Source organism: Pseudomonas ceruminis (assembly GCF_021602025.1).
Classification (GTDB): Bacteria; Pseudomonadota; Gammaproteobacteria; order Pseudomonadales; family Pseudomonadaceae; genus Aquipseudomonas; species Aquipseudomonas ceruminis.
On sequence record NZ_BQHW01000025.1, the window covers coordinates 82,616 to 107,845 of the forward strand.

A 25,230-nucleotide genomic window follows, 5' to 3' on the forward strand; every position below is an offset into this window, starting at 1 on the left:
CCATCACCACCTGAACTGCCAAATGACATAGGACTTACCAAGCTCGGTTGCGCCAAGGCTGGATTTTTCCGGCAGACCCACGTGAATCAGATACGGCTCTTTATGCTGCCCACGCAGGGCCTCGGGTAGCCCTTGTTGACGCTCCAAAGGCTTTCTGGCCTCTCCTCGCTGCAGGTGAAGTTTTTCCTTTGCTAGCGGATGAATAACCAAACCCTTTTCGTTGTATTCGATCCGGATATGATCTGCAGGCCATTGGTCGTAGTTATACGTTGGCATCAGACGCTTCAGTTCAATCTCAACACCCGGCTGAAGCCAGACCTTGCGCCCGGTTGCATACCTCTCGCTTTCCGCAGAATCTTCTTCTGCCGGCAAGGAGATGAACTCTTCAAACAAGACCAGCCGGCTATCAACAGGCTTGTCGCAGAAAAAACACTCAGCATCTTCAGCAGAGCCAAGCCCAGCTGGGAGCAAAGTGGTGCCGCCACAACCTGAGCAGCAATAAATGCGCTCATCAATCTCTGCCAAAGCCTCAAGCCACTCAGCCATGCTTGGACGCTCAACAGGATTGCGCAGGCCCGCTTCAAAACAACGGCCAAACAACTCGGGTAGCTTGCTGTGTTCAAGCAACTGAATCGGCAAGTTGGCAAAGCACTGATTGGCATCGTCCTGCGTGTCATTGATCCAGGGATGCTCGCCGCGAAGCGCAGCTTCTTCTTCCTCGGGCTCGCCGTCACTGACCATCTCACCCTTAAACGGATGGTTATGAGTCAGCAACTGATAGGCGATGACCGCAAAACTCCAAATGTCCGTCAGGCTGGACAGAAGCGCATCGCCACGGACGACCTCGGGCGCACCATAGTCCGCTGTATGCACGGTCAAACCACTGTGAGACTCAAGGCTGATGTTGTCGCAATCAATCAACCAGGTTTCTGCATGGCCAGGATCATCTGACACAAAGATATTGCTGGGAGAGAGATCGCCATAAAGCATCCCACGGGCATGCAGTTGGTTCAGTGTGCGGGCGAGTTGGCTCAAAATGCGGATGCGACGCCGCAAGCCACCTTGGCGCAGGTAATCGGCTGATGCCTCCTCTTCAGCGGCGACGTAGCTGTCAAACAGACTTTGCAGTGGCACCAACCCATCCATAAGCTCCATGACATAGCCACAGCGTGGCTCAGCCAGCAACTTTAGCGGCCTCGCCAATTTCAGCCCGCTGAGCTCCGCGCGAGTCAACCAGGCAATATGGCGGCTCCAACGCAAGCGCGCATGGGCATCCTTATTGGTAAAGCCTTTGATCAAAACTTGGGGATACTGAGTGTGGTAAACGACACCCTGTCCACCCCTGCTCAGTTCTCCACGCAACTCATAAACTGAGCCTTCGGTGTCCTTTACGCTGCGGTTACCCGCCGCTTTTGTGGTCGCGGTCATCTGCTTCAATCCGTTCTGAATATTCCAGCGATTGTCTTGTCATCGCCATGACGTGGAGTGGACCACCCGTTTAATTCCCGGGTCAGCCACTGGCGCATGCGGCGTTTGCTACTGCTCAGCTGACGTTGATAAATCGCATCGAAGAATGGCTCCAGCTGTTCCGGAATCAGGTCATCCGAGATGCCATCGGTCATCAGCAACACGCCGTCACCGGCCTGGCACAGCGCGAAAGTTAGGCTGCAGTCGGCCTCTGCCGCCTGCGCCAAGGTCGTGGTCTGGTTACCAAAGCCTTGGCGCGCATCAGTTACGATTCTGAACACACCCTGACTTCTGACTAGCAATAAGCCATCGCCAGCCTGGCCCGCCACGCCGTGACCCTGATCGTTTACCCTGGCCCAGAGGCAGGTTGTTTCATGCAGCCGATAGCGCTCACCAAAGTGAGCCAGCCAGGCATCACGCAGGTTGTGGGCTACCGACTCAGGGGCAATGCCACGCTGTTGGCGGGCGAGTTGCCGGAACAGTTGCACGGCTTTACGCGAACCCAGATGGCTAAGCGGGCGGCTGCCCAGTCCGTCAGCCACTGCAATGCACCACCCGCCTGTGAGGCCGCTGACGCACAGGGCATCCTGATTCGGTGAGTCATCCAAAAAATGAGCAGGGCCCCGCACCGAAGCCCCGCTTGCCAACAAGCGCATCAGAACTCCCAGTCTTGATCGTCAGAGCTGGGGATCTGCAAGGGAGTTGATTGATTAGGCGTGGCCGACTGGCTGCGCGCGCTTACGCTCATAGTTACTGCGCGGAAGAACCGATAGATGTCGCCCGCATTTTCAGCGCGGAACAATGGGGCCTCTGGGTCATTGGCGAAGTCGCTGAGCATGGCTTCATCGGCATCAGCACCAATAGCCATGGCAAAGCGAGTGGCCTTTGAAGAGCGTTCGCCATTGATCAGCCGAGCAAAGGGGCCTTGCCAGTCATCATTCGGGTAACCGTCGGAAGCCAACACGATTACCGGCTTGTAGGCACGGGAGGGGATGCAGTCCTTGTCTTCGATCATGTCGCAGGCAAGCGTCAGCGCGCCGCCCAGCGGAGTCATTCCGTCTGCCACAAGCGGGGTAAAGCTTTTTAGCTGATGAGCGGGGGTTAGCGGGAGGTTCAACTCAGCCTGACTGCCGCCAAAGGTGATCAAGCTAACCTGCAGCTCTGCACGCAGACGGCTTTCGCCAGCAAAGCTGTTGATCATATCCTTGATCCCCTTGTTAAGGGCTTCGACCTTGCCGTCGACCGACATACTGCCGCTAGTGTCGGCCAATACGATGATCGGCAGCGGGCGAGCGGTTTGGACTTGGAATTTTTTGAGTTCTGACATTTTCATACTTCCTTGGTAATCAGGTGTTTCTATCCTTTAGCGCATTCCGTGCCAACTCATGTTTTCCTTTGAAAACAGCATGTTATGCACTCGGAAAGGCTGAGGGCATTACGACATAAGTAATATTTCTTATGTTTCTGAAAATTTGTTTACACCTCGTGATTACTTACAACCCCCAGTAATACTGCTTGATCTTCTGTGCCATCAGTCGGCGGCGTTCGGTGAGGAAGGTTTCGAACTGCTCAGGCTGATAGGCAGCGAGGTCATCCGGGAGGCAGTTGGCCGCCAGGTTGGCCTTAAGGTCATCCAGGCTGATGATCGCACCGTAGTGCGCAGCGCCTTGCTGACACTGGTCAAAGACCTTCGCCATATAAGCGGCCGGGGCGGTATCGCCGATCTTGATGTTCACTTCCTGCTGCACGTACACATAGTTGGCCACCTGGTTGTACTTGCTTCTGAGCAGCCCCCGCTGCTTGAGGAAGTTCTTCGGGAAGATGTGATGGATATCGCCGTGATGGGTAAGCATGTCGCGCACGGTGATGTCCTTGGACAGGAAACCCTTGTCACCCCGATTGGCCTGCGCGGCCCAGAACACCTTGATGGCCGGGGCGTTGACTGAGGAGGTGTTCAGCGCCTGCGGCAAGCCGAAATCCCAAAAGGCGTCGGACAAATCTGCGGCTTCGATTTCCGCCAACACCTCGGCAAATGGCCGGTCGTGCACGGCCTTGATGTCCTTGTCGAACCGCGATTCCGGAGAGCCCGAGTAGCGCCCGGTAAGCAGCGACATCACAAACCAGCGGCGCACCCAGCTTTCGATATTGGGGTTGTTGCCCAGGTCGCGTTTGAGCTTAAGGTACAGTACGTAGGCGAAGTTGAGCGCGTTGACCGAACCGATCATGGAGCTATCCACGTAACCGGCCGAGCGGACGATCATCAGAAAGCGCTTGAAGTGCGTCTCGTTGATGAACTCTTTCACCCCTTCGCTCAGGGTTTTGAACGACGCCTCTTCGATTTCCTTCTCGTAGCTGCGGGTTTCGAAGTTACGGCCCGAGAGCAGCCCGACCAGGTCCGACAGTCGTCCACGGTTGAATTTGGTGGTGAAAGCTACGCGCAGCATGTCCGAATAGCTGGGGTCGTAGAGGTCGTCGTTCTCACTCTTCAGCCAGCGCATAGCTTTGAAGTATTCGGTCTGCACGAAGGCCTTATCGTTGTTCTCGATATGTGCGTAGAACTCCGGCGCGATGGACAGGTGGCAGAAGTAGTCGATGGCCTTGCGCAGGGTGTTGCCGTCAAACTCCTCGTTAGCGGCGATCTTCGACATGACAAAGTCTGCCTGGCTCAGCACCACACCCTTGGAGTTGATGCGGATAAAGATCTCGGTGACCGTCTCGATATCCAAATCCGCCGCCAGCTCGATCAGGCCGATCTGCTTCTTGGTGATATCGCACAACCGGTCCAGGCGCTCGAAAACCAGATCTTCTTTCACATCCGGATTTAGCTCCAGATAGTCTCTCGCCACCTTGTACGACCGCTGCTCGCCGTTAACGATGGGGGCGATATCAGGCAGCCAGGTTTTGTCCTTCTCGATGGCCGGGTTGCTCACCTCGAAGCGTTCTTCGATGGGGTGGAAGGCGATGCGGATACGCACCTGCTGGTAATCCTGGTTAACCACCTGCTGCCCGGCGATGGCGGCGGTCAGCGCCGTGACACGCTGCTGACCATCGATCAGCACCTTCTTGCCCTCGGCCAGCGAGCCATCTTTCAGCTTCACCGTCGGGTTGCGCCAGGCAATGATGTAACCCACCGGAAAACCCTGATACAGGCTGTCCATCAAGTCGCGCACCTTGGTGGCGTCCCACACGAATGGGCGCTGGATTTCCGGAATGGCGATTTCGCCTGACTTGACCCAGCTCAGCAGCGTTTCAATCAGGTGCTGATTAACGGAGTACTTCTGCGCTGACATGGACATTCCTTTGCATGGGTATAAACGAATCTACCCGCTTGCCGCTGGCGGCAGTTCTGCCAGACCGGACCGGGTGATATATGGCACTTTGCCAGAGGGTACCAGATTGGCAGCGGCTTCCAAGTGCACATCCTGATCATCGAAGAAGATATGCGGGTTGAAGGCCCTGAGGACTTTGGGCTTACCGACTCCGCCTAAGAAGAACGCCTCATCAACGTATACACCCCAAGCACGCAGGGTATTAATGACACGCATTTCCGAGGGCGAATTTCTCGCGGTGACGATGGCAATCCTGATCGGAGAATCCTTGCCGCCAGTGGGCAAGCGCTCCTGCAGGCGGGCCAGTTTTATCAGCAGGCTGGCATAAGGGCCCTCTTCCATCGGTGTGTGCTGCAGCGCATCTTCCTGGGCCTTGAACGCATCCAGCCCCTGGGTCTTGTAGACCAGCTCACTGGCATCGGAGAACAGCACCGCGTCACCGTCGAAGGCAATTCGCACCTGGCCCTCGGGTATTTGCGGGGCGTTGGCGGGTGGCGGCTTGAGGATGGCTGCAGCACAGCGCCTGGAATCGATGACCTTTTGCGCGTCCTCCACATTGGTGGTCAGGAACAGATCTACATCGAAGGCGTCCATGTAGTCGGCCACCGACTCGCCGCCAGTAAAGGCCGAGCGGGTGATTGCCAACTGGTCGCGGCGAATGGTCTTAAGCACGCGAATACCGGTGTCCGGACTATTGCGTGACATCACCACCACCTCGACCAACGGGGAGGTATCTTCAGCTTTCATATGTCGGTTGAGGTCAAGCAATGCCTTGACCAGGTGATAGCCGGTGCCAGGCACCAGTGGCTCGTCCTCACGTTCCTGCATATAGCGACGGTAGTTGTCGATCACGCTTTCCGGGTCAGCTTCCAGTGCCGCCTTGAACATCTGATCGGACTCGCTCATATCGAACAGAGCAGTTGCCGAGATGCCAACAACCAAGGTGTTGCTCAAATCAAGCGCCATAGAGTTAGTCCTTGTTTCAGCAATTACTCACTGAGTACAACACGAACGATTTCATTACTCAGTACAGCCATGTTCCACCCCGTCTCAGCCGAATAAGGCACAACCGGATGATGTGGCGAAAACACCTTGGTAACCTCGCGCAGCTTCAGGTCGATATTTGTCAGTTGCTCAGCTGTTGGAGCCTGATGCAGGTGACGAGTGATGGGCTCAACTTTGTCGCATTGCCCAAGCGCGTAAATGACTTTGCGCTTAAGCTCTGAGGCCTGGGTCAAATGTCTTACTGCCTGCTCGTCTACGGCATAGTCCCGAGTATCAGCCCTAAGCACATGGACGATCGCGGAGGCATAACTAAAAAAATCAGAATAAAGCTTTAAGTACTCCACATCGCGCTCAAGGCTTTCACCTATACCCGGCAAATCGCCCAATGACAGCCAATAGTTATTACCAATATGAAAGTCGAGACATTGGCACTCGCGGGTACACGCCTCTACGTCACTGGTTTCAAGAATAGGCCGACCGATCAGGGCGTTAACTGTGGTGGACTTGCCATAGCCAGACTTACCGATAAACAAAACCATTCGCTCCAAGTATCCAAGCCCCGTCGTTTGATCGACCCACTTATGCCAGCCGAAACGATCGGCGTCTTTAAATTGGTCAAACGCCGGGAAGCGCTTGGAGAGCTCGCTGATATCACCGCGGTGGAGACGGTACTTGGTTATATCCACCGATTACCACCAGCTGAATATTTTGCTGAACACCTTTGTTACCAGTTTTACTGCAGCCTTCGCGATCGGCGCAACAGGAATAATGTCAGTCACTATATTAAACAGCTCGCTAATCAAACCATCCTTAGCCTCTGTTTTTGAGTTTTCAGAGCGATTTTCAGCTTTAACAGAATCAAGAACAATTGCTTTCTTATCCGCCGGCAGGACCTCAATAATCTTTTCAACCAGCTGAACAAGCCCATATTTTTCATTGGCCGATACTGGGATCACGCACGAGTAGGGCAAATCAAAAATCTTTGCCACACTCATACGCTTTTGTTCGATATTTTCTGCCTGCTTGGCCCCTGGCTTTTGAGCGCTTTCATCCCACTCGCGAAACGGCTCAATCTTATCGACTTGATTGAGCGCAATAATAAATGGACGCCCTTTATCAATATAAGGCCTAACCAGATTCTTATAGAAAGTTTCATCTGATGAGAACGCCCGATCATCGCCCTTAATTACCCACAGCACCAGATCAAGCTCAGGCAGTAAAGAACGGTAAAGCTCAACATACTCCTTGTCCCGCTCATTGCTTTCACCAACGCCGGGCACATCCAGCAGTTTAATGCCTTTACCACCGATATCGAGGATGACTTCCTGCGGCTTACGCGTGCAGCCGGCAATATCGCTGATCTCGCACACGTCTTTGCCGAATACCGCATTGCACAGACTGGACTTGCCCGCGCCGGTCTTACCAAAAACACCCACTACCGGCTGGTAACTTAGAACGCTATTGACCCGACTGAATATTTTCCCGATAAAATCAGCACCGATTTGACCATCTTGCTTCAGTGCATCTTCGAGTAATTTGCTGTGATCGCTCATTTTATTTTCCTTTAATACGTTATTTAAGGCAGAAGCCGTGGCAACTCATGGCTGCGTCGATGGGATAACCCTGGTGGCGCGGTAGCCGCGGAAATGGGTGAGCTTGACGGACTTGAGGCGCATGGGGATTTCCTTATCTACAGCTGGCCGGAGAAAGCCTGCTTAGCTAGTGAGGAAAAAAGATCTTCCCCCTCCAGGTCAGCGGTAGCGTAGAGCTTTCCGCTCTCACTTATAGCCTTCACAAGCTCGGAGAATTTTCTCTGCAGCGCTAAAGGAGGGCTCAAAATATTCATCGCCTTAAGATTCACAATCTTCAGCTCAGCAAAAGTTGTTCCCGAGGCAATAGCGGAATAATTAGAAAGAAACATTCGCTGCAAGTATGACCTCAAATAGTCGCTATCGATAAGCTCCCGATTAAGCTTTATCCATAGGACACGCCCATCCTTAAAATAGAACTGCTCTTTGTGATTGACTTTCCATATCCTGCCATCATGGCAGATTGAGGGCAGCAATAAGTCACCGACTTCTGGGGCGCCAGAGTGACTCACCAAGTCATCATAATGTTCTTGGGAGATAAACAACTCCGCCTGGATCTTCTGCCCCTCACCTAGCGCCCCAACTTCTGTCCCTCTATAAAAGGGAACTCCAGCGTCTGTGAACTCATCAACGAAAACTCTCTTACTAGAGCCAACCCCACAGACCTCACCCAACTTTACACTTGGCCACCCCTTCGGATTGGTCACCGGGTCGCCGAACATGTCCAGAAACACGGCGCGGAGGAAGTCGTCGGCGAGCTGGATGGCTTGCTGGCGTTTGCGGCGGATGGCGTCGGCCTTGTCGAGGATGGCAGCGATGCGCTTTTGTTCGGGCAGGGGTGGGAGGGGGATTTCAAACCCCTTCAAAAAGTCACTCCCAACACGTTTCTGGCCAGCGGCACCGGACATAGACTTTTCGCCAAGAAATCGGAATTGCTCGCTCCATACGAGATAGAACAGATAAAGGCTATCTAAGCTTTCTGTGTCAGGACGAATGACATGGAACTCTGTCGAGCCAAACCCGATTTCGGTAGGAATCTGTCCCGGACGCAGACACTTTCCGTTTTCAAAACACGGCGTGATTTTGGCCAAAAGCACGTCGCTCCTATCGAAGTAGGTGAAACCCTTTTTGGTTTCAGAAAGAACCCGAGCTTCTGAAGCCAGCAGGTGTCCGTCTTCTGATGCCGAGGCCATAGCAACAAAAGTCACCTGCTGAGACTCATCAACATCCCTAGGAAGTCTCGGATTAATGGTTGCTACATCACTTAGCTTTACTCGCGGCCAACTCACAGCATCGCCTCCAGCGCATCCAGATCCGCCAGAATCTCCTGCTCCAGCCCTTTCAGCCGTTGCAGAATCACCTTCGGATCTTCGTACTGTTCCTGCTGATACTCCACTTCCTTGTAGCGATTGATGGAGAGGTCGTACCTGTTGGCAGCGATATCCTCGGCGGACACGACAAAGGCCTTTTTGCGCTTGTCGCCAAACAGGGTATTGATAGTGCTGGCGCTGATATTGCCCTCCACCATCTGCCGGTATTTGTGCCATTGGGCGATGGCATCGGGCAGGTCGTTGCTGCCCTCGCCTTTCAGCTCGGTCCGTTTATCGTCCAGCGAGTAACCGTCGGCCTGCAAATCGTAGAACCACACCCGTTCGGTGCTGCCGCCCTTGGTGAAAATCAGGATGGCGGTGCTGACACCGGCGTAGGGTTTGAACACGCCGCTGGGCAGGCTGACGATACCTTCCAGTTGGTTGTTATCGAGTAGCTCCTGGCGCAGTTGCTGGTGGGCCTTGGAGGAGCCGAACAGCACACCGTCCGGCACGATCACCGCGGCGCGGCCACCGAGCTTGAGCGAGCGGAGGATATGGGCGACGAACAGCAGCTCGGTCTTCTTGGTTTTCACCAGGCCGAGCACGTCGGGGTTGGTGTTGGTTTCGTCCAAGCTGCCTTTGAATGGCGGGTTGGCCAGCACCACATCAAAGAAGTTTTCTTCCTGGCGCGGGTAGTGCTCCTTGATGGATTTGCTCAGGGAGTCCTGGTAGCGGATGTTCGCGCCGTTCACACCGTGCAGCATCATGTTCATGCTGGAGACGCGCAGCATGGTGGTGTCGAAGTCGAAGCCCCAGAACATCTGGCTGTTGATGTGCTGGCGGTAGGGTTCGAGCAGGTCGCCGGAGTAATGCAGGTTGCCGTCTTCGTCGCTGAAGGTGCCTTCCGGGCTGGAATGCACACGGTTGAGGTATTCCATGGTGCGGGCGAGAAAGCCGGCGGTGCCGCAGGCCGGGTCGCAGATCACCTCGGTCGGCTGCGGGGCGATCAGCTCGATCATGGCATCGATGATATGTCGCGGCGTGCGGAACTGGCCGTTGATGCCGGCGGTGGTGAGCTTGCTCAGCAGGTATTCGTAGATATCGCCCTTTACGTCGCTCTGGGTCAGCGGCAGGTCGTTGACCATCTCCACGGCGGAGGTGAGCACGGACTCGTTCTTGATCTCCAGATCGGCGTCCTGCATGTATTCGCTGATATGGCCGAGGCCCTCGCGTTCACCACCCTCACCTTCGGCACCACCGAGCTTGGCGAAGAACGGATATACGTTCTGCTTGAGGTGGCTGTGCAGCTCCTTGCCGCTCATGTTGCGGAAGTTCTTCCAGCGCAGTAGCTGGCCTTCCGGGGTATTGGGGAACAGGCGGTCGAAGGCTTTGCCGGTACGGTTGGCTTTGCGCTCGGCCACGTCTTCCTGCATGTCGAGCATGCGGGCGAACATCAGGTAGCTGATCTGCTCGATTACGGTCAGCGGGTTGGTGATGCCGCCGGTGTGGAACTTCATCCAAAGACGGTCGATATCGTTGCGGATTTTGCCGGTGAGCATTCAGTGGTCTCGATCTATAGGTTGTGCGGCCATCAGGCGGGTGTGCCGGGCTGGTCGGGGTTCTTCAAAAAGGGTTTGAGCACGGCCACCAGTTCGGTGACATCGGCGGGGGCGAAAACACCGTCGATGCCCTCGTGGGAGATGCTGGAAAACGGCGCGTCGTAGAGCTTTTCGATGACGATGCTGCCGTGCTGGGCAATGTAGTTTTTCAGCAGGTTCATAAAGCGCACCTGCTGGGCGGTCAGGCTGGGATGGGCATGGAGGAACTGTTTGAAGTGTTCCTCGATGGCGTGTGCATCCAGGCCAATAATCTCGCGCACGGTGAGGTGCAGTTGATCGGCTGTGCGACCGTAGAACTCGTTGAGCACCTCCAGGCTGACGCCGGGGTGGCTGGTGAGGATGGTCGAGGTCAGGGTTTTCAGCTCGCTCTCGGCAATGGGTTCGCCCTTGTGGATTTTCTGCAGGGTCGGGTTGGCGGCGAGCATGCCGGCAAGGATGTCCTTGAGGCGGCGGCGGTAGATCATCGCTTCGCTGGCACCAGTAATGTACACCGCGCGCTCGTCGCCCAGCAGGTTGCCATCCTTGGTTTTGGTGGTTCCTATGCCATCACCCGGCCCGGTGCCGGTCTGACGATATTTCATGATGCCGCGCAGTTCCTGGCGGGCGTTTTCCAGCTTGTCGATGCCCGGCTGAAGCCAGAACTCGGCGCTTCGTACTTCGGCGATCAGGGCATCCTTCTGGCGGACGGCCTGGATATTCACGGCGAGCTTGTCCAACTCGGCCAGCAGGGCAATTTTGCCGTCCTCGAAGCAGGTGGCCTGCTCGACCAGGCAGCACTGAATACCGGCGATCAGCTTATCCAGCGCGGTGGCGTGCTTGTCGCGCAGCACGCGGGCCGACATCAGCGGGGCGATGGTGTTGGCCAGCAGATGTTGGGTTTTGCCATCGAACTGCTGCAGCTGTTGGGTTTGCTGCAACTGGTGCACGGCGCGCAGCTCACGCTTTACCGCCACGCTGGTGTCGGGCAAGTCGTTGATGTCGGCACGCAGCAGGGCAATGGCGGCATCAAAGGCGGCGGCATGGTTGTGACGCAGGGCGGCCTGGGCCAGCGCCAGGCGGGCTTCGAAGGTGGTTTGCAGCAGGGATTTGCTGCCGGTGTCTTCCGGCTCCTGATACTCCTGCTCGAAGAAATCGAAGTTGCCGTAGTGATCGAAGATCAAAAACTCGGTTTTGTCTTTACCGGGGCCAAACAGGTTGGGGCGCAGGCGCGTACCGCGGCCGATCATCTGCCAGAACTTGACCCAGGATTTGACCGGCTTGGCGAACACCAGGTTGACCACTTCCGGGACGTCGATGCCGGTATCGAGCATGTCCACCGAGATGGCGATGCGGAAGTCGTTATCCGGTTTTTTGAATTCCTTGATCAGGGTGTCCACGTGCGGGATGGCGTTGTGGATGACCTTGCAGACCTTGGTGCCGTACTGCGGGTAGAGCTTGCAGAAGAGCTTTTCCAGGTGCTCGGCGTGGTCCTGACGCTGGGCGAAGACGATGGTTTTGCCGACCAGTGAGCCAGTCTCATCCTTGATGCCGTTGTTGATCAGGTTTTCCAGGATGATGCGGTCGGTGTCTTCGCTGAAGATTTTGCGGCCAATGTCCTTGCCGGCGATGGTGGTGCGCTTGGCCTCCTCCTCGCCGAGGTCCTCTTCGAGCTGGCGCTTCTGCTCGTCGCTGAGGTCGTTGTAGTGGATGCCGTCGCGTAGGAAGTCCGTGGTGAGGTCCTTCACGCGGAATGGCACCAGATACGGCGGCTCATTATTGATGGCAGCATCGAGGCCGAACTCGAAGGTGGGGTCGGTGGTTTCGCAGTCGAAAATATCGAAGGTGTTGCGGCTGATGAACTTCACCGGGGTGGCGGTGAGGCCGACCTGCAGCGCGTCGAAGTAATCGAACAGGTCGCGGTACTTGTTGTAGATGCTGCGGTGGCTTTCGTCGGCGATGATCAGGTCGAAGAAGCCGACATCGAGTTGGGCGAAGCGGTTCATCATGCCCGGGTAGGTGGCGATGTAGATGCGCGCGGTCTGGTCGACCTTGCCGGTTTCGCCGATCACACAGCGCGGCTCGCTGGGCAGGTTTTGCTTGAAGGCGTCATCGGCCTGCACGCGCAGCTCTTTGCGGTCGCAGAGGAACAGCACGCGTTTGGCCCAGCCGGTACGCAGCAGCAACTCAGCCAAGGCGATGGCCACGCGGGTTTTGCCGGTGCCCGTGGCCTGGATGATCAGGGCTTTGCGGCGCTGCTGCTGGAAGTGCGCGGCGACAGTTTTGATCGCTTCGATCTGGTAGGGGCGGTCGGCAATGCTCAGCTCGGGGTTGTGTTTCTCCAGCGTGGGGACGCGATACTGGCGCTGATAGGCGAGGTATTCCAGGCTGTCCTTGCTGTAGATGCCGTACACCGGGCGATAGGTGCTGTACTGCTTGTCATCCCAGATAAAGGTTTCGTAGCCGTTGCTGTAGAAAATCACCGGGCGCTGCATGCCCATGCGCTCGAAACCGTCGGCGTACATGCGCGCCTGTTCGCGCCCGGCTTGCAGGCTGACATTGCCGGATTTCTTGGCCTCGATCACGGCTAGGGGCTGACCGTTGTCGCCCCATAGCACGTAGTCCGCACGGCCCTTGCCGGAAACGTTGCCGGGGAAGTCGACCTCGACTTCCTGGCCGACCTGCGCGGGATTGCTGACATCCCAACCGGCTTGCAGGAGCATGGCGTCGATCAGCAATGCGCGGGTTTTGGCTTCGTTCCACTGCAGGCTGTCGGCCACCTGCTGGCTCTGCTGCTGACGCTTTTGCTGGTCAGGCTTGGCAGGCGCGTCGACCTTGTCGAGGTGGCGGGTGCGCTCCTGCTCCAGCTTGTCCATCACGCTCTGTAGCGCTTCCTGCTGCTGGTTGAGTTCCTTCTCATAGCTGGAGACGGTTTTCTGCAGGCGGACGAGGGTCGCGGTCGGATCCTGCACCTCGGCAAAGGTCGGAATATCGGCCTGTGCGGTGCCGTAGTACTTGATGGCCATGTACATGGCCAGTTGGTAGGCGGTCTTCAGGGCCAGCTGGGCATTGCGCAAATCACCTTCGGCACCGTGGGCGGTGTCGTTGCCCTGGATGCGCAGGAAGTTGATCTGGTGCACCAGCGGCTTGCTGACGCAATCGACAAACACCGGGTTTTTCACCAGGTCATAGAAGCTCGACTGCGGCATGCGCGGCAGCAGTTCTTCCTTGTAGATGGCTTTGGTCAGCTCTTCGGCAAAGCTGCGCAGGCGAGTGAGCGCACTGCCCGGATCGATGTGCAGTACAGCCTCGGCAAGACCGGCGAGGTTAGCAAGCAGCTCGTTGCCGGGGCGGAGGAACTCGAAGTTGACTGATTTCATGTAGGCGATTCTGTCCATATCGGTCCTATTAGCGAGGACCGTGCCATTTTTATTCGATGCCGTATTTGTCCATCCAGTTGCTCAGTGTTTGCTGGCTTTTAAGGCCTAGCAGGCTGGCTGCCCGGGTCTTGTTATTGCCGGTAAGCGTCAGTGCCTTGCGCAGATAATGCCCTGCCACCTCGGCAATTACCTGTTGTAGATCAATACCTTGGGTAACATCCATGGCCAATACATCGGCCTGCGCTTGCGGCAGCTTGAACAGCGCCTGCTCGATATCGTGGGCAGTAATCAAATCACCCTGACACCAGAGCGCTGCGCGCAACAAGGTGGATTGCAGCTCACGAACGTTGCCACGCCAGGGATGCTGAAGGATAAGATTTTTTGCTTCTGCGGAAATTTTCTTATCACCGAGACTGGTGTCCTGGCTGGCAATGCCTGCCAGCAGCGCTTCGGACAGCAACAGCAGATCCCCTTCGCGCTCTCTAAGCGGCGGCAGGTGCAGTACGCCCACAGCGATGCGATAGAACAGGTCTTCACGGAAGCGCCCCTGGGCGACTTCCTGCATCAGGTTGCGATGAGTGGCGGTGATCAGCCGCACATCGACCTTGAGTTCCTGGCTGGAGCCTACCGGGGTGAAGGTGCCTTCCTGCAGTACACGCAGCAGTCGCACCTGTACATCCGGCGTCAGCTCACCGAACTCATCGAGAAACAGCGTGCCGCCGTGAGCCTGCTGGAACACCCCAGGCCGATCGGCAATCGCGCCAGTGAATGCGCCCTTCTTGTGGCCAAACAGGGTGGAGTCGATCAGCTCCGGCACGATGGCACCGCAGTTCACCGCAACAAAGGGCGCTGCAGAACGCGAGCCGGCGTTGTGAATGGCGCGGGCAAACAACTCTTTGCCGGTGCCGGTTTCACCGTAGATCAGCACCGGCACCTGCTTCGCCGCGAGTATTTGCGCCTGCGCCTTGAGCACCAGCATGCGCTCGCTCTGCGTCACGATGCTGTCGAAGGCTGCATCCACAGGGGCATCCAGCCCGGCGAGCTGAACCAGCTTGTCGGTGCTGATGGCATTGGCCGCTGGTACATACTCAGCCGCGATTTCAAACGGCACCTCAACCTGCTGCACGCCTTGCTCAAGTGAAGACTGGTAGAAAGTCGCCGGGTATCGCGTTTTGCCCAGCAGAATCCACACCGCTTGCATGGCCGGCGTGCCGGGGCTGAGCAGAATGGAGAGCTGGTTTGCGGGAGTATTGAGGCGCTTTAAATGCTGACTGGCGGCCTGGTAGATCTCCCCGAAATGAACGGGGGAAGACAAGGTCACGTAATGCGCGGTGACGGGTACATCGACCTGCTGGCGGAGCCAGGCTAGGTAGGGTTCGACGCGCTCGGCGGGGTATGAACAAAGCAGCTCGACTTTATCAACAGCCACAGTATTCAGGGTCGCCAGAATCGGGCCAGCCTCAGCACCTGCAACTGCCTTTAGATCATTCCCGCCAACCCAACTGGCCAATACGCGTTGCTTGTTTACCACTGTCCCTGTTCTCCCGGCCTCCCTCTTGCCCATCAGCGGGCAGGAGAAAATGTGCTGTGGTTCGCGTCCGAATAGTAAACCAATCCTTCAATCCGGGTCTTTAACTGCCTGACTGGATGTTCAAGTTGAGCTGTAGCAACAGCACTGCTTTTGCTCCCAGCAAATATTGGTATGAGCTGCTGCCGGGGTAGAACGATGAAGGGGCCTTTCGGCCCCTTGTGAACTTAGTTAGCCAACAGGCTTTCAAGCTTCTCGATCAGGTAATCCAGCGGGCTACGCCCCTCCAGGCGTTTTTCGAAAACCTCGTTGCGGTGATAGGCGACCCAGGTTTCGAGGGCATGCCGGTTATCCTTCTCGTAACCAGAGCCCAGGATGCAAACAAGCTCAGTGCCATGGGGGTTCTCGAGGTAGTGACTCATGGCTGAAGCCAGATGCTTGAGGTACTTATGCTCGCGAGCCTCCATTGATGGATGCAGAGGGGTCACGTTGTCACGTTTGATCAGTTTCATGGTGGAACTCCTCAGGCCTTGAGATTGGCTTTGATTAGGTTGTCGAAGGCACTGCCATCACGCCGCGTCAGGTTGGGCACATAGCGCGAATAGACACGGAACAGCATCTCGGTGGTGGTGTGTCCCATCTGCCGGGCGATCCACTCCGGGTTTTCACCAGCCGCCAGCCAGAGGGTCGCGGCTGTATGGCGGGATTGGTAAGGACGCCGCCTGCGCAAACCCAGGTGTCGCAGCAGCGGGTACCAAACCCGGTCGTTGATGTTGCGGTATGCGTGCGGCGTACCTTCGCGGGTGCAGAAGACGAACTGGCCGCTGCCGGTTTTCTCCCGCTGGCCGAGGAGCGCCTGGTAAACCGGCTCGGACATATCGATCTCACGCTGTGAGCCGTCGTTCTTGGTGTAGTCGAGCTTGCCGCCCACCCAGGTTTCACGGATCAGAATCTGCCGCCGCTGAAAGTCGACATACTTCCATTGCAGACCATCAACTTCGGCCGTCCGCATGCCTGTGAAAAAGCGCACGGTGTAGTAGTTGCGGAAGTCCTCACGCACTGTGCTGAGGATCTGCAGCACCTCATCCAAGGTGAAGGGTTCCACGTCTGTCTTGGGGACTTTCAGTGATTTGATGTTGAGATATGGCGAGGTAAACTCGAAGCGGTCAGCTGCCTCACTAAGGATCATGCGCAATGGCGTCATGATGTGGTTGATTCGCGTCGCTGTCAGACTCTGACCTTTCTGCCCGGGGACTTTGCCGAGTGCCGAGCGGAATGACAGAAGTTCTGCTTTGGTGATGGCGCTGACCTCTTTTTTGCCGAACTCAGGCAGCAAATGCTTATCAAGGGTAAGGCGCACGGTTTTGGCGTGCGTATCACGCCACTCGACCCTCATCTCCTCAAACCACAATTCGGCAAAATCCTTGAACAGTGGTGTTTTCAGCGATGCACAGCCAGCCTGCAGCCGACTGATCTCTTGCACTTTGCTGCTTTGAGGGAAGTAGGTGGCGTAGTCGAAGCAGCCGAGGGTGATTTCCGCCTCTATGCGCTCAAGGATCTTCTCCAGCTTTTTCCGGTTAGCAGGCGTATCAGGCAACGTGGTCTGCTCGCGGCAGCGCTGATCCAGGTAGGTGAAGTCAAAGAACAACTTTTCGTTGTCGGCACGGGCACGAATCTTACCCATGGCAGATGCCTCCACCAGCCATCGGAACCAGCCCAGAAGCCCGCGAGAATTTCTGCATATCTTCTTCGACGGCTTCCCAGATGAAAAGGATCTTGCGGCCGCCAAAGGGGCGGAAGTAGTGAATCCCTTCCAGCAGGACTGAATCTTTCAAACGATTACGGATGGTGCGCGCGTCGTACTTCATGCGCGTGGCCAGTTCCTCGGTAGTCAGGTATGTGTGAGACATGGTTATGCCCTCTCTGCTAAATTGAACGGCAGCGGATTCTTATGAGCTTGTGAGTACTCATAATGATCTCCTACAGATCAATATAACGCTCATTTTGAGCTTTGCAAGGGCAAAATGATCTTCTGCAGATCATTTTTGGAGATTTAGATGGTCAAGTGCCATTTGTCTCGCTTACTGGGCGAGCGGAAACTGAAGATCAGTGACGTGGTCAGGGACACGGGGATCAACCGCGGAACCCTCACGCGGCTCTATCACGAGACCGCGCAGAGGGTGGAGCTCAAGGACCTGGAAATAATCTGCCAGTACCTGAACTGCCAGGTGGGAGATTTGCTGGAATTGCAGGATGATCCGGAGGGCTGAATGCCCTCCGGGACTTGGTCAGGCACGGAAATGCCAGTCGATGGAGGCCATCAGCATCAGGTAGCGCAAGGCGGCGCCGGAGTGATGGTTCTGCCTTGCCTCACCCTTCAGCTCAAGCTTCGCCCTTATACCCAAATGTAGATTCGCTACATCGTTACTCTCCGGCGCGTGCTGACTGAACGACCGGCGAGTGCTCCCGAGTTGCTGACGCCAGTAGGACTTGGTCGTCTTCGGCTTGTTAGCGTCGTAGACGATCAGCTCGATAGATCGAGCCGGAATACCTATAGCACTCAGCAGCCACAGATAGTCCTGAGCATGTTCCTCATCCCGATCGCGCTGGAATCGCAACGTGGTATCCGTCTTCCAGCAACGTTCAACAAAATCATCAATCACTCGCTGGGCGCGTTCGCTATCTGGGCCCTCGAGCAGTTCGTATAGGAGCTGAGCGTACTCGGCCACGGCCTCCCGGCCCCCATGTTTGGGAGGTGAAGGCAACAGCGATAGATACGACGAACCTTCTGAATGCAGAGTAGGTTGCAATCTATGTTTAGGCCTTTGGCTACTTGTGCCAGGACGCTGCTGCATGTCGCGGATATAGCGTGCCCGCTCCAACATTAGCGCACGCTCCTCAGCAGCAAACTCGACCCAGTCGAGGTTGATCTCCCGACCTGTCTGTTCGGCATATGAGGCATAGGCCAGCATCGACTCGATCGTTTGAATTCGCCCGATCGCCCAGTGATTTTCAATTTTCTTCGTTTGTATTTGCACGGCAGCTTGCCGAGCCCGCTTCTTGGCTTTGAGCTGCTTGGTCCGGCCAATTATCTTCAACAGGTGCTCAGCATCTGAGGTCCCAGCCATCAAGGGAAGGCTCACTCGAGCAATCGAGGCGACGTTATGTGCACTGAACTGCCAAGCTTTGGGGTTCCACTGCCAGGCTAGTGCCAGGACCTGTGGCAGGCAGTGAACATAGTGCAGCAATGTGGTCTTGGGGCTGCCATGACCAAGCAGGGCACTGACAATATGAACAATGCGCCGTGTGGGCCCGCCATTAAGGAGTACCAGCTCACTACGCAACCTACCAAGATCCTGCAGCCACCGGCTGGTTTGCGGTAAATCACCGAAAATAAGGCTTGGCGACGCATCAGTGATCAATCCCGTCAGCTTGAGCATCAACCAGGTAGCGCATGAGTGGCGTAGATGGTGGTAATGAATTAGCTGCGATCCCGTTACCGATCGCATGCAAGCATGCAAAGCCGGCAGCAGCGTGCTTTCGCTTATCCATTGTGTTTTCAGCTCCGGGATACAGAACAGAAACTCCGAAAAATGCGCCTCGCTTTCCTCAATCTGACGTTGCTGATACCAGCTCATCATTAACGTAAGTTCGTCAGGCTCCAGCAGCATTCGAAGCGGCAGCCTCCTGACCGAGTTCTGGGTTTTCAGGCCACGCTGTGCGTGGGGACGCACGAGCAGGTCAACGGACAAATCCAGTTCTGCCAGCGTTAGCTTGCGCATGTTTGGGTGACTTTGATGAATGCGCTTGCTGGCATCTGCTGCTAGCTGAGGCAGATGGATATCGCATAGCCGCAGCTTTAGAGCTTCGTTGCGTCGCAGACCAAGTCGGAATCCAAGAACTAGAAACAGTTTGGCAGCAGTCACTAGGCGCGGCGTTCGCAACTCCAGTCCACAGATATCCAAGGCGCGCAAAACCGCCTGATATTGATCTTCGGAGAGGATACGTGCATCCACGCTTACAACGTCCTGACCGATACCCAGCACGGCATATGGACTAATCGGAGGATAGTGGTAGCGACGCTCTAGGAACGTATGAAATTCATAAATCCCCTTGGCCAAAACCCGACGCTTGCCATCCGTGGGCTGGGCCTCGAGTAGACCTTCGTAGACGCTTTCCAATGCATCTGGCTCCAGCCTGAAAACCGTCAGACCATCCAGCTGCGTCAGAGCACCCCCAAGCAGCCGAACATAGCGGGCTACCGTTGACCGTCCTATAACGTGGCCATACAGCGAGCCCCCAGACAGCATGTAGCCCGCCCACTCCTTCACTAGGATTTCATGCTCCCCGGCATGCTGGCCCGACTGGATAGGTAGGTCGGCACGAATCTGCTGGCATAGCTCCATTAGCCAGCCAGGCGCGTCCTCCTTCTCCTGTACCTCAGTCGCACCTCCGGTGCTGCCTCCATACGCATCAGCCGGGTCCTCCAGTCCGATTAGCCCAAACAGCTCGCCCCATGCCGAGGGGCGCAGAGACTGGGAAACAAACTTCTGCCGGCAGGCAAAATTGACCATTATCTGAGGCAGGCGTAACTGCATCTGTAGGCGCAGTAAATCCAGTAGCCCAGTCAAACTGCTTGGAAGATCGCTACCAGATACCCCAACTGACGTTAAAAACGCCCGGACGCATCGGATCTTGCCGCCCTTACGCTGCAGCTGCTCCTTCAGCGCCAGGAGGTCATCCGCGCACCGAAACATCAGAGCGAGCGTGGCCGGATCCGGAAACCATTGTCGGCACTCAGCCTCTGCCTTGCCACGAATGGGTAACGGCAGCCTGATCTCAGGCAAGCCCGCAAGCCAGTCGATCTGCTTCGGGGACACCGAAACGAGAGCATTCAGTTGCGCGACTTCCATCAGGCCAGCGCCATACGAGGCACTCATCAAGAATAGGCCGACGCGCTCTGTAGGAATCAGGGAGTCGAGCTCCCGTCTGAATCCATCCTGCATGGCCTGGAGCAACTGACGACTGAGACGTAATCGCTCAGCGGGATACAGATCCGGATTGATCGGGTTTGCTGGCCGTTCAACAGCAATAGCCAGACGCGCCAGCGGAAACCCCGGGAGCTGGCTACGCACCCGCCGAGTAATGCTGCGCAGCATGTTGCGCAGCGTGTGGTCAGTACCTAGATGGGCCTCCAATTCGCGCACATGCTCAACCGTAACTTCTCGAATGGCACGCGTACCCAGTAACCACTGGCCCAGCGGCACTCCGCAACTCCCGGCGATCAGCCTCAGGCGCTCACGCATTTCTCTTTTCCAGTCCGGCTCATGAGGAGCGGCGGACCACAGATACTCGATCTGCTGGTCATTCAGGCGTGACATATTCATCGCATCACACCCCACCGGCTCCCCTGTACGTACCAGCCCAGTGATTTCAACAGCCGCGTAATCCAACTGCTCATTTCTTCGGCATAGGCTGCGGGGCAAAACGAGGAATAGTGATCTTGCGGCTCTTCTCCGCGCAGCCAGTGGCCCATGAATGCGGCTAGCGCCTCTGCAGGGCAGCCACGCTCGAACAGTTCTGTGCGGATAAACTTCCGGTAGGCGTTAATGCGGTGCGGGATATAGCCAGCCACTTGCTCCATATGTAGGTACAGGGTGGCGGGCCTGATCTCTATGCGGCGGACTCCGCTCTCACTGTGCGAGAGGAGGAAGCCGCGGGACCATCGCTCGTCACCCTCCACGGTGGCAGAGAGAAGGGTTTTCGAGATCGCCGCGCAATGTGCGAAGTAGTGGGCCAATTGCCGTTGCAGCATTTCAGGCACGCAGACCAGCCGGCTCATGTGCCGATCGCCGCTGTCCTTATCAGCTATAGCGCCCATCCTCAGCAGCGGATCGAATTCGTCAACGAACCGCAGCGGGTTGCGGATAGCCCGGCAACCTGTGGATAGCATGAACATTTGCACAACCCACAGCGTGTACGCGTTATGCCAAGCAATTTGGCCATCTAGAGTAGAGGGCGGCCTCTTACGCAGTATGCTCGCCAAGGCGCTCACATTCGCTGAAATCGTCTCGGGCAACAGGCAGTGCGTCGCACCTACGCTACCGTCATGATCACTCTCATCCAGCTCTGGCAATTCGTACGCCAGCCCAGCACAGGCATAGACCTGTTGTAGAACCCGCCCTAGGGACGCACTGTAAATGCGTCGTAAATGGCTGACCCTAGGCTGCAGGTAATACTGCGGCGTTTGCGCAGATGGCACTCGAACGCCAGACAACATCCCAGCGATGGCTATGTCGTGAGTATCCGCGACAAGTCGGTGGAACAAATAATTCCTTACCTTTCCTAGGGTATACCTAGGGTCGCCTTTACCCAGAATCGAGAGAACCCTTCTGGCCTCTGTGACCAGCGCTTCGGTCTGATGTGTAAAAACACGATTGGATGCTCGAGGAAAATGTCGTAGTAGCGCTTCGATCAATGCAGAGCTGCCGGCCAGATCGGGCAGTAGCAGGCGAGTCTGTGAGGATCGGATTCCGGCTGAGGCCTGCCAACGCTCATCTCCTGCCAGCTCCGGACGTCGAACACCTACGCTGAACTGCCCGGGCGCCCCTCTCACCAAGGCCACTCCGTCGGAGCAGTCCATCTCCCGATCCACCACTATCAACTGAACGACATGGATTGGAGGTTGTCCGAGCCACAGACTGAGGTGCAGCATCAGGATGGCCTCCATCCGTAGCTGAGCCTGCACGCAGTCTTGGTTGCTATTCAGTTTTTGCCGACATGCTATGAATAGATCGCTGGCACCGAACAGCAGATCTCTCAACTCCGCAAGCGTGAATTGGGCATAAGTAAACGGCAACTGCTGCCGGCTCCGTACAATGTGATTCTCGATTCCCTGCTGGCTTAGCAGGTCAGCAACGAACGGTCGCTCAATACCGTCATCGTCCAGTAGCCAGATCTCAGCAGCAGGACTCAATTCATCTGGAGCCAGCCCATCGACATCCTCATCAATCGTTGGTGATTTGGTGAGAATCTGATAGTGGCCCGGCAACTGATCCGGATCATCTGGATCACCCAGGACAAACCCACGGTGGTCCTCAGCAATGAAATGCGTTAGCTCCGGAGTATCCGATTTTCCTCGTCTGCCGCGGCTGCCACCCCCGTTCGACCTCGTCTGCGGCACCTCTCCCTGGCTGTAACGGACCAATCGGGTAATTGAAGCGAATCGATCCGCATTTTCCGACCTGGAGTCGGGTGCTGAGAAACCTCGGCATGCCGCCACGAAACTGGCCGTGGTACCCCAAACCCTCAGTTCTGAGGGAATGATCAGATGGCGCGTTTCGCACAACCACCTCAGATCTAGGAACGCGGCATAGCGCTGGGCAGACAGTTGAAGCTGACTAGATGTCTGCGTTGCCGCTATCAATTGAGCAATCAGGCGGTCGTAGTCTGGTGCATTCTCTGTGTCTCGTGGCGCATGCCACAGCGCGGCGTACGGGAACCCATACGTTTTCACACCCCGGCTCAGCACAGGGTTTCGAGTAGGCGGGGGCATCCCCAACCAGAAGCGGCTACCCAAACGCTCCGAGATGTGGGGCTGACTGCTCAGCGAGACGATCCACTGGGATGCCTCTCGCCATACGAGCGGATCACAGTTTCCTATTTTGATAGGGGAACCAAGCTCGGATACGCGCAATGCGCGTAGCAGCCCTGCCACCATCCGTGGCAAGTCGATTAGGTCAGGGTGTGCACAAATAACATCGAGGATTTGCCCGATTACCTGGCCGGATTGGCCCTGCTCTGAGGCTAGAGAAATTAGCGCTTGTCGGTTCATGTGGTTGTCGCTCTACAAAGGGTTCACCTTCATAGTGGGAGCGCCAAACCCCTCATTCGGACATGAGCACGGACCGAGATTTTTCATTACCGGTTCCGCGCAGACGCAGAAGCTCCCATGTCCTTAGGAAATGACGGGTAGCGAGCAGATTTTTGATCAATCCATGCTGCGAAAAAATTGTTCAGCCATATGATATTTCCGCGCATGCGCGGGTTTTACAGAGGGGCGGCCAACTCCTCCTTGTCAGGTATTTCCGCCGCGCGTCGACGAAATTCCAGACTGAACTTATTTCTCAGTCAGCGCTATGCGCATCCATTTCGGCATTCTGCAGGCCCATAGTTTTTTCATCTCTTCGGGGCTGAGAGCTTTTTTGACTACAGCAACATTTTCCGGAGTGGTGCCGCCTTTACCGAGATAAAAAAGCGCGCTGATGGCCATCCCGACCCTGCCACCTGCGCGCTGCATAACCATCGGAGCAGCATGCATGAGCCTGATCTCTGCCTTCCCCACATATATCGATCGACTAGGGCCGCTGGTGTAATAGATTGGAATGACCGGCATCTGTGTACTCAGACCGAATCGCCTCACTGCATCAGCGCCATGAATCTGCAGTGTCCAACGGTTTTGCTTGGCAATCAGATTTACCAAGTCCAATGGTCCAGGACGCACAGCTCGGCCAGTGCATTGGCTGTATTTGGGTCGCATGTAAATGCCACGACACACACGCTCAAGCTCGCCCCGCCGAACCAACTGGGCTACTGCTTTGGAGATGGCCGTACTCGTACCAAGCTCTGCGAAGTCTCTGATGCTGAAAGGTCTTCCTTTTCGCAGCCGCTTAACCCGTTGCATAACGAGTTGAGATACCGGCGGTTCAGACAAATAGCGGGCCATTGCTATCGTTCATACTCCAGCGACGAGCAGAGCAGTGGCTGGTGGAAGGCGATTACCCGCCGTCGGTATTCATCTTCAAGCGCTTCGTTTACCAGACATTCCTCAAGGCGCCCCAGCGAGAAAATTTGATCGGCAGATGGATAGTGCCTGAGCAGGCTTTTCGCATAGCTGCGGATATCCTGCGGTAACCCCGAATGACGGGAGAGCTCACGCAGGAACTCCTCTGTTTTGACGATGGCGCGTGTTCTTTCGTAAGGGAGGGTCAATCTCGTTATCTCCTGGTCATGAACTCAAAGCCCCGGATAGCTCGCTCACCATCGTCCACCACACAGCGCGTAGTTCAGCGCTGCGGCCATTGGGAGATCCCATACGGCCCAATCCTGATCAGCACCTGCGATCCTGATCGTGCTCCGTCTCGGCCTCCTGCTGTTCCATCCACTTGGCCAGGCCCCATACCGTGGTTCCCAGCGCCAGCAGCAGCCAAAGCAACCATTGAGGAACTTGATATTGGGCGCTTAGCCAGAGACCTGCCCCACCGCAAAGCATCACCACGAAAAACCATCTCATCAGCGTGCGCTCCCAATTACTTACGAGACACACGGTAACTCGATGTTCCGCTGCGCTAACGCAGATGCCGCAAATTTCGTCAGTTCCCAGATTAGGAAATGAGGGTTCATTTGACTATTTTGGCGAAGGTGTTCCTGTGATCCAAGGCGCTCGGCAAATTCCGGTGGATGCAAAACTGGGGCGAGCGCTGGATTCCCGTCGCCCTGTAAACCGCGCAGTAAGTGGTGAATCTCCCTGTGTCGCTGTCTGACCGGAATGCTGTGCGCAGGCAGTCAACCAGCCCCGACCATACGTTCCGACGCAACCGGAAATAGCCGAGCGCTCCTGGTCGCGTCATCAGACCGGAATCTGGCGAGCGCGAGATCGCGGCTCGGCCGTGGTGCAACTCAATTGACCGGAATTTCGTGAGCGCCCCGACCTGCAGGGCTTTCAGCTGAACGGCATCCTGAGTGCCGGCAGTCACCCAGTCCCGACCATACGTTCCAGCGCAACCGGAACAGCCGAGCGCTCCTGGTCGCGTCATCAGACCGGAATCTGGCGAGCGCGAGATCGCGGCTCGGCCATGGTGCAACTCAATTGACCGGAATTTCGTGAGCGCCCCGACCTGTAGGGCTTTCAGCTGAACGGCATCCTGAGTGCCGGCAGTCACCCAGCCCCGACCATACGTTCCAGCGCAACCGGAAACAGCCGAGCGCTCCTGGTCGCGTCATCAGACCGGAATCTCGTGAGCGCCCC

20 protein-coding genes are annotated in these 25,230 nt (G+C 56.3%); 1 reads left to right on the forward strand and 19 read right to left on the reverse strand.

The annotated features are described in order from the left end of the window. Positions 1-3: 3 nt before the first annotated feature. The 14 genes from L6D80_RS23815 to L6D80_RS23880 form a co-directional block, all read right to left on the reverse strand. Positions 4-1,428 (reverse strand): protein kinase domain-containing protein, encoded by a 1,425-nt coding sequence (locus tag L6D80_RS23815; RefSeq protein WP_096427003.1) that lies wholly within the window; start codon positions 1,426-1,428, stop codon positions 4-6. Positions 1,429-1,433: 5 nt separating this feature from the next. Continuing rightward, complete coding sequence (locus L6D80_RS23820; RefSeq protein ID WP_176515582.1) at positions 1,434-2,123, reverse strand: PP2C family serine/threonine-protein phosphatase; 690 nt, start codon at positions 2,121-2,123, stop codon at positions 1,434-1,436. Next, positions 2,123-2,794 (reverse strand): vWA domain-containing protein, encoded by a 672-nt coding sequence (locus L6D80_RS23825; RefSeq protein WP_096427005.1) that lies wholly within the window; start codon positions 2,792-2,794, stop codon positions 2,123-2,125. The genes L6D80_RS23820 and L6D80_RS23825 overlap by 1 nt, the downstream gene beginning before the upstream one ends. A gap of 166 nt (positions 2,795-2,960) precedes the next feature. After that, entirely contained in the window at positions 2,961-4,757 is a 1,797-nt protein-coding gene (locus L6D80_RS23830) for a GmrSD restriction endonuclease domain-containing protein (RefSeq protein WP_176515584.1), read from the reverse strand. A 30-nt stretch (positions 4,758-4,787) separates the two neighbouring features. Beyond that, positions 4,788-5,762, reverse strand: coding sequence for a 5'-nucleotidase (locus L6D80_RS23835; RefSeq protein ID WP_134619095.1), 975 nt, complete (start codon positions 5,760-5,762; stop codon positions 4,788-4,790). 23 nt (positions 5,763-5,785) lie between these two features. After that, positions 5,786-6,487 (reverse strand): GTPase family protein, encoded by a 702-nt coding sequence (locus L6D80_RS23840; RefSeq protein WP_134619097.1) that lies wholly within the window; start codon positions 6,485-6,487, stop codon positions 5,786-5,788. A 3-nt stretch (positions 6,488-6,490) separates the two neighbouring features. Next, positions 6,491-7,354: a GTPase family protein gene (locus L6D80_RS23845; RefSeq protein ID WP_033867712.1), complete on the reverse strand. Its 864-nt coding sequence runs from the start codon at positions 7,352-7,354 to the stop codon at positions 6,491-6,493. A gap of 137 nt (positions 7,355-7,491) precedes the next feature. After that, a complete protein-coding gene (locus L6D80_RS23850; protein ID WP_176515586.1) occupies positions 7,492-8,679 on the reverse strand; it encodes a restriction endonuclease subunit S in 1,188 nt (395 codons plus the stop codon). After that, positions 8,676-10,259 (reverse strand): type I restriction-modification system subunit M, encoded by a 1,584-nt coding sequence (locus L6D80_RS23855; protein ID WP_176515588.1) that lies wholly within the window; start codon positions 10,257-10,259, stop codon positions 8,676-8,678. Before L6D80_RS23855 ends, L6D80_RS23850 begins: the two co-directional genes overlap by 4 nt. Positions 10,260-10,291: 32 nt before the next feature. Then, positions 10,292-13,675 carry a type I restriction endonuclease subunit R gene (locus tag L6D80_RS23860; protein ID WP_176515590.1) on the reverse strand — a complete coding sequence of 1,128 codons (3,384 nt, stop codon included), beginning with the start codon at positions 13,673-13,675 and terminating at the stop codon, positions 10,292-10,294. A gap of 49 nt (positions 13,676-13,724) precedes the next feature. Then, the gene (locus tag L6D80_RS23865) at positions 13,725-15,104 is read right to left on the reverse strand and encodes a sigma-54 interaction domain-containing protein (protein ID WP_236183072.1); all 1,380 of its coding nucleotides are present in this window, start codon (positions 15,102-15,104) and stop codon (positions 13,725-13,727) included. A 326-nt stretch (positions 15,105-15,430) separates the two neighbouring features. Then, on the reverse strand, positions 15,431-15,715 hold the full coding sequence (locus tag L6D80_RS23870; protein WP_102833237.1) for a hypothetical protein: 285 nt from the start codon (positions 15,713-15,715) through the stop codon (positions 15,431-15,433). An 11-nt stretch (positions 15,716-15,726) separates the two neighbouring features. Further along, positions 15,727-16,887 carry a site-specific integrase gene (locus tag L6D80_RS23875; RefSeq protein WP_033982774.1) on the reverse strand — a complete coding sequence of 387 codons (1,161 nt, stop codon included), beginning with the start codon at positions 16,885-16,887 and terminating at the stop codon, positions 15,727-15,729. Continuing rightward, positions 16,880-17,113 (reverse strand): hypothetical protein, encoded by a 234-nt coding sequence (locus L6D80_RS23880; protein WP_003292744.1) that lies wholly within the window; start codon positions 17,111-17,113, stop codon positions 16,880-16,882. The genes L6D80_RS23875 and L6D80_RS23880 overlap by 8 nt, the downstream gene beginning before the upstream one ends. A gap of 147 nt (positions 17,114-17,260) precedes the next feature. Between L6D80_RS23880 and L6D80_RS23885 the strand changes: the two genes are divergently transcribed. Beyond that, positions 17,261-17,473 carry a helix-turn-helix domain-containing protein gene (locus L6D80_RS23885; RefSeq protein WP_060852959.1) on the forward strand — a complete coding sequence of 71 codons (213 nt, stop codon included), beginning with the start codon at positions 17,261-17,263 and terminating at the stop codon, positions 17,471-17,473. Between the two features lie 18 nt (positions 17,474-17,491). On the opposite strand, the gene L6D80_RS23890 is transcribed toward L6D80_RS23885, so the two are convergent. The 5 genes from L6D80_RS23890 to L6D80_RS23910 all read right to left on the reverse strand — a co-directional run bounded on the left by L6D80_RS23890 (position 17,492) and on the right by L6D80_RS23910 (position 24,495). After that, entirely contained in the window at positions 17,492-20,590 is a 3,099-nt protein-coding gene (locus tag L6D80_RS23890) for a site-specific integrase (RefSeq protein WP_144441039.1), read from the reverse strand. Then, positions 20,587-23,037 carry a hypothetical protein gene (locus L6D80_RS23895; protein WP_231997634.1) on the reverse strand — a complete coding sequence of 817 codons (2,451 nt, stop codon included), beginning with the start codon at positions 23,035-23,037 and terminating at the stop codon, positions 20,587-20,589. The genes L6D80_RS23890 and L6D80_RS23895 overlap by 4 nt, the downstream gene beginning before the upstream one ends. Before the next feature lie 285 nt (positions 23,038-23,322). Next, complete coding sequence (locus tag L6D80_RS23900) at positions 23,323-23,928, reverse strand: DUF6088 family protein (RefSeq protein ID WP_079761383.1); 606 nt, start codon at positions 23,926-23,928, stop codon at positions 23,323-23,325. Between the two features lie 2 nt (positions 23,929-23,930). Continuing rightward, a complete protein-coding gene (locus tag L6D80_RS23905; RefSeq protein ID WP_079761382.1) occupies positions 23,931-24,194 on the reverse strand; it encodes a BPSL0761 family protein in 264 nt (87 codons plus the stop codon). A 118-nt stretch (positions 24,195-24,312) separates the two neighbouring features. Further along, positions 24,313-24,495, reverse strand: a complete 183-nt coding sequence (locus tag L6D80_RS23910) for a hypothetical protein (RefSeq protein ID WP_023083527.1) — start codon at positions 24,493-24,495, stop codon at positions 24,313-24,315. Between the last annotated feature and the right edge of the window lie 735 nt (positions 24,496-25,230).

What these genes read in the sequence shown, in the direction of transcription:
- L6D80_RS23815 (WP_096427003.1), bottom strand. Translation starts at nt 1,428, where the DNA reads ATGACCGCGACCACAAAAGCGGCGGGTAACCGCAGCGTAAAGGACACC.
- L6D80_RS23820 (WP_176515582.1), bottom strand. Translation starts at nt 2,123, where the DNA reads ATGCGCTTGTTGGCAAGCGGGGCTTCGGTGCGGGGCCCTGCTCATTTT.
- L6D80_RS23825 (WP_096427005.1), bottom strand. Translation starts at nt 2,794, where the DNA reads ATGTCAGAACTCAAAAAATTCCAAGTCCAAACCGCTCGCCCGCTGCCG.
- L6D80_RS23830 (WP_176515584.1), bottom strand. Translation starts at nt 4,757, where the DNA reads ATGTCAGCGCAGAAGTACTCCGTTAATCAGCACCTGATTGAAACGCTG.
- L6D80_RS23835 (WP_134619095.1), bottom strand. Translation starts at nt 5,762, where the DNA reads ATGGCGCTTGATTTGAGCAACACCTTGGTTGTTGGCATCTCGGCAACT.
- L6D80_RS23845 (WP_033867712.1), bottom strand. Translation starts at nt 7,354, where the DNA reads ATGAGCGATCACAGCAAATTACTCGAAGATGCACTGAAGCAAGATGGT.
- L6D80_RS23855 (WP_176515588.1), bottom strand. Translation starts at nt 10,259, where the DNA reads ATGCTCACCGGCAAAATCCGCAACGATATCGACCGTCTTTGGATGAAG.
- L6D80_RS23860 (WP_176515590.1), bottom strand. Translation starts at nt 13,675, where the DNA reads ATGAAATCAGTCAACTTCGAGTTCCTCCGCCCCGGCAACGAGCTGCTT.
- L6D80_RS23870 (WP_102833237.1), bottom strand. Translation starts at nt 15,715, where the DNA reads ATGAAACTGATCAAACGTGACAACGTGACCCCTCTGCATCCATCAATG.
- L6D80_RS23875 (WP_033982774.1), bottom strand. Translation starts at nt 16,887, where the DNA reads ATGGGTAAGATTCGTGCCCGTGCCGACAACGAAAAGTTGTTCTTTGAC.
- L6D80_RS23880 (WP_003292744.1), bottom strand. Translation starts at nt 17,113, where the DNA reads ATGTCTCACACATACCTGACTACCGAGGAACTGGCCACGCGCATGAAG.
- L6D80_RS23885 (WP_060852959.1), top strand. Translation starts at nt 17,261, where the DNA reads ATGGTCAAGTGCCATTTGTCTCGCTTACTGGGCGAGCGGAAACTGAAG.
- L6D80_RS23890 (WP_144441039.1), bottom strand. Translation starts at nt 20,590, where the DNA reads ATGAATATGTCACGCCTGAATGACCAGCAGATCGAGTATCTGTGGTCC.
- L6D80_RS23895 (WP_231997634.1), bottom strand. Translation starts at nt 23,037, where the DNA reads ATGAACCGACAAGCGCTAATTTCTCTAGCCTCAGAGCAGGGCCAATCC.
- L6D80_RS23900 (WP_079761383.1), bottom strand. Translation starts at nt 23,928, where the DNA reads ATGGCCCGCTATTTGTCTGAACCGCCGGTATCTCAACTCGTTATGCAA.
- L6D80_RS23910 (WP_023083527.1), bottom strand. Translation starts at nt 24,495, where the DNA reads ATGAGATGGTTTTTCGTGGTGATGCTTTGCGGTGGGGCAGGTCTCTGG.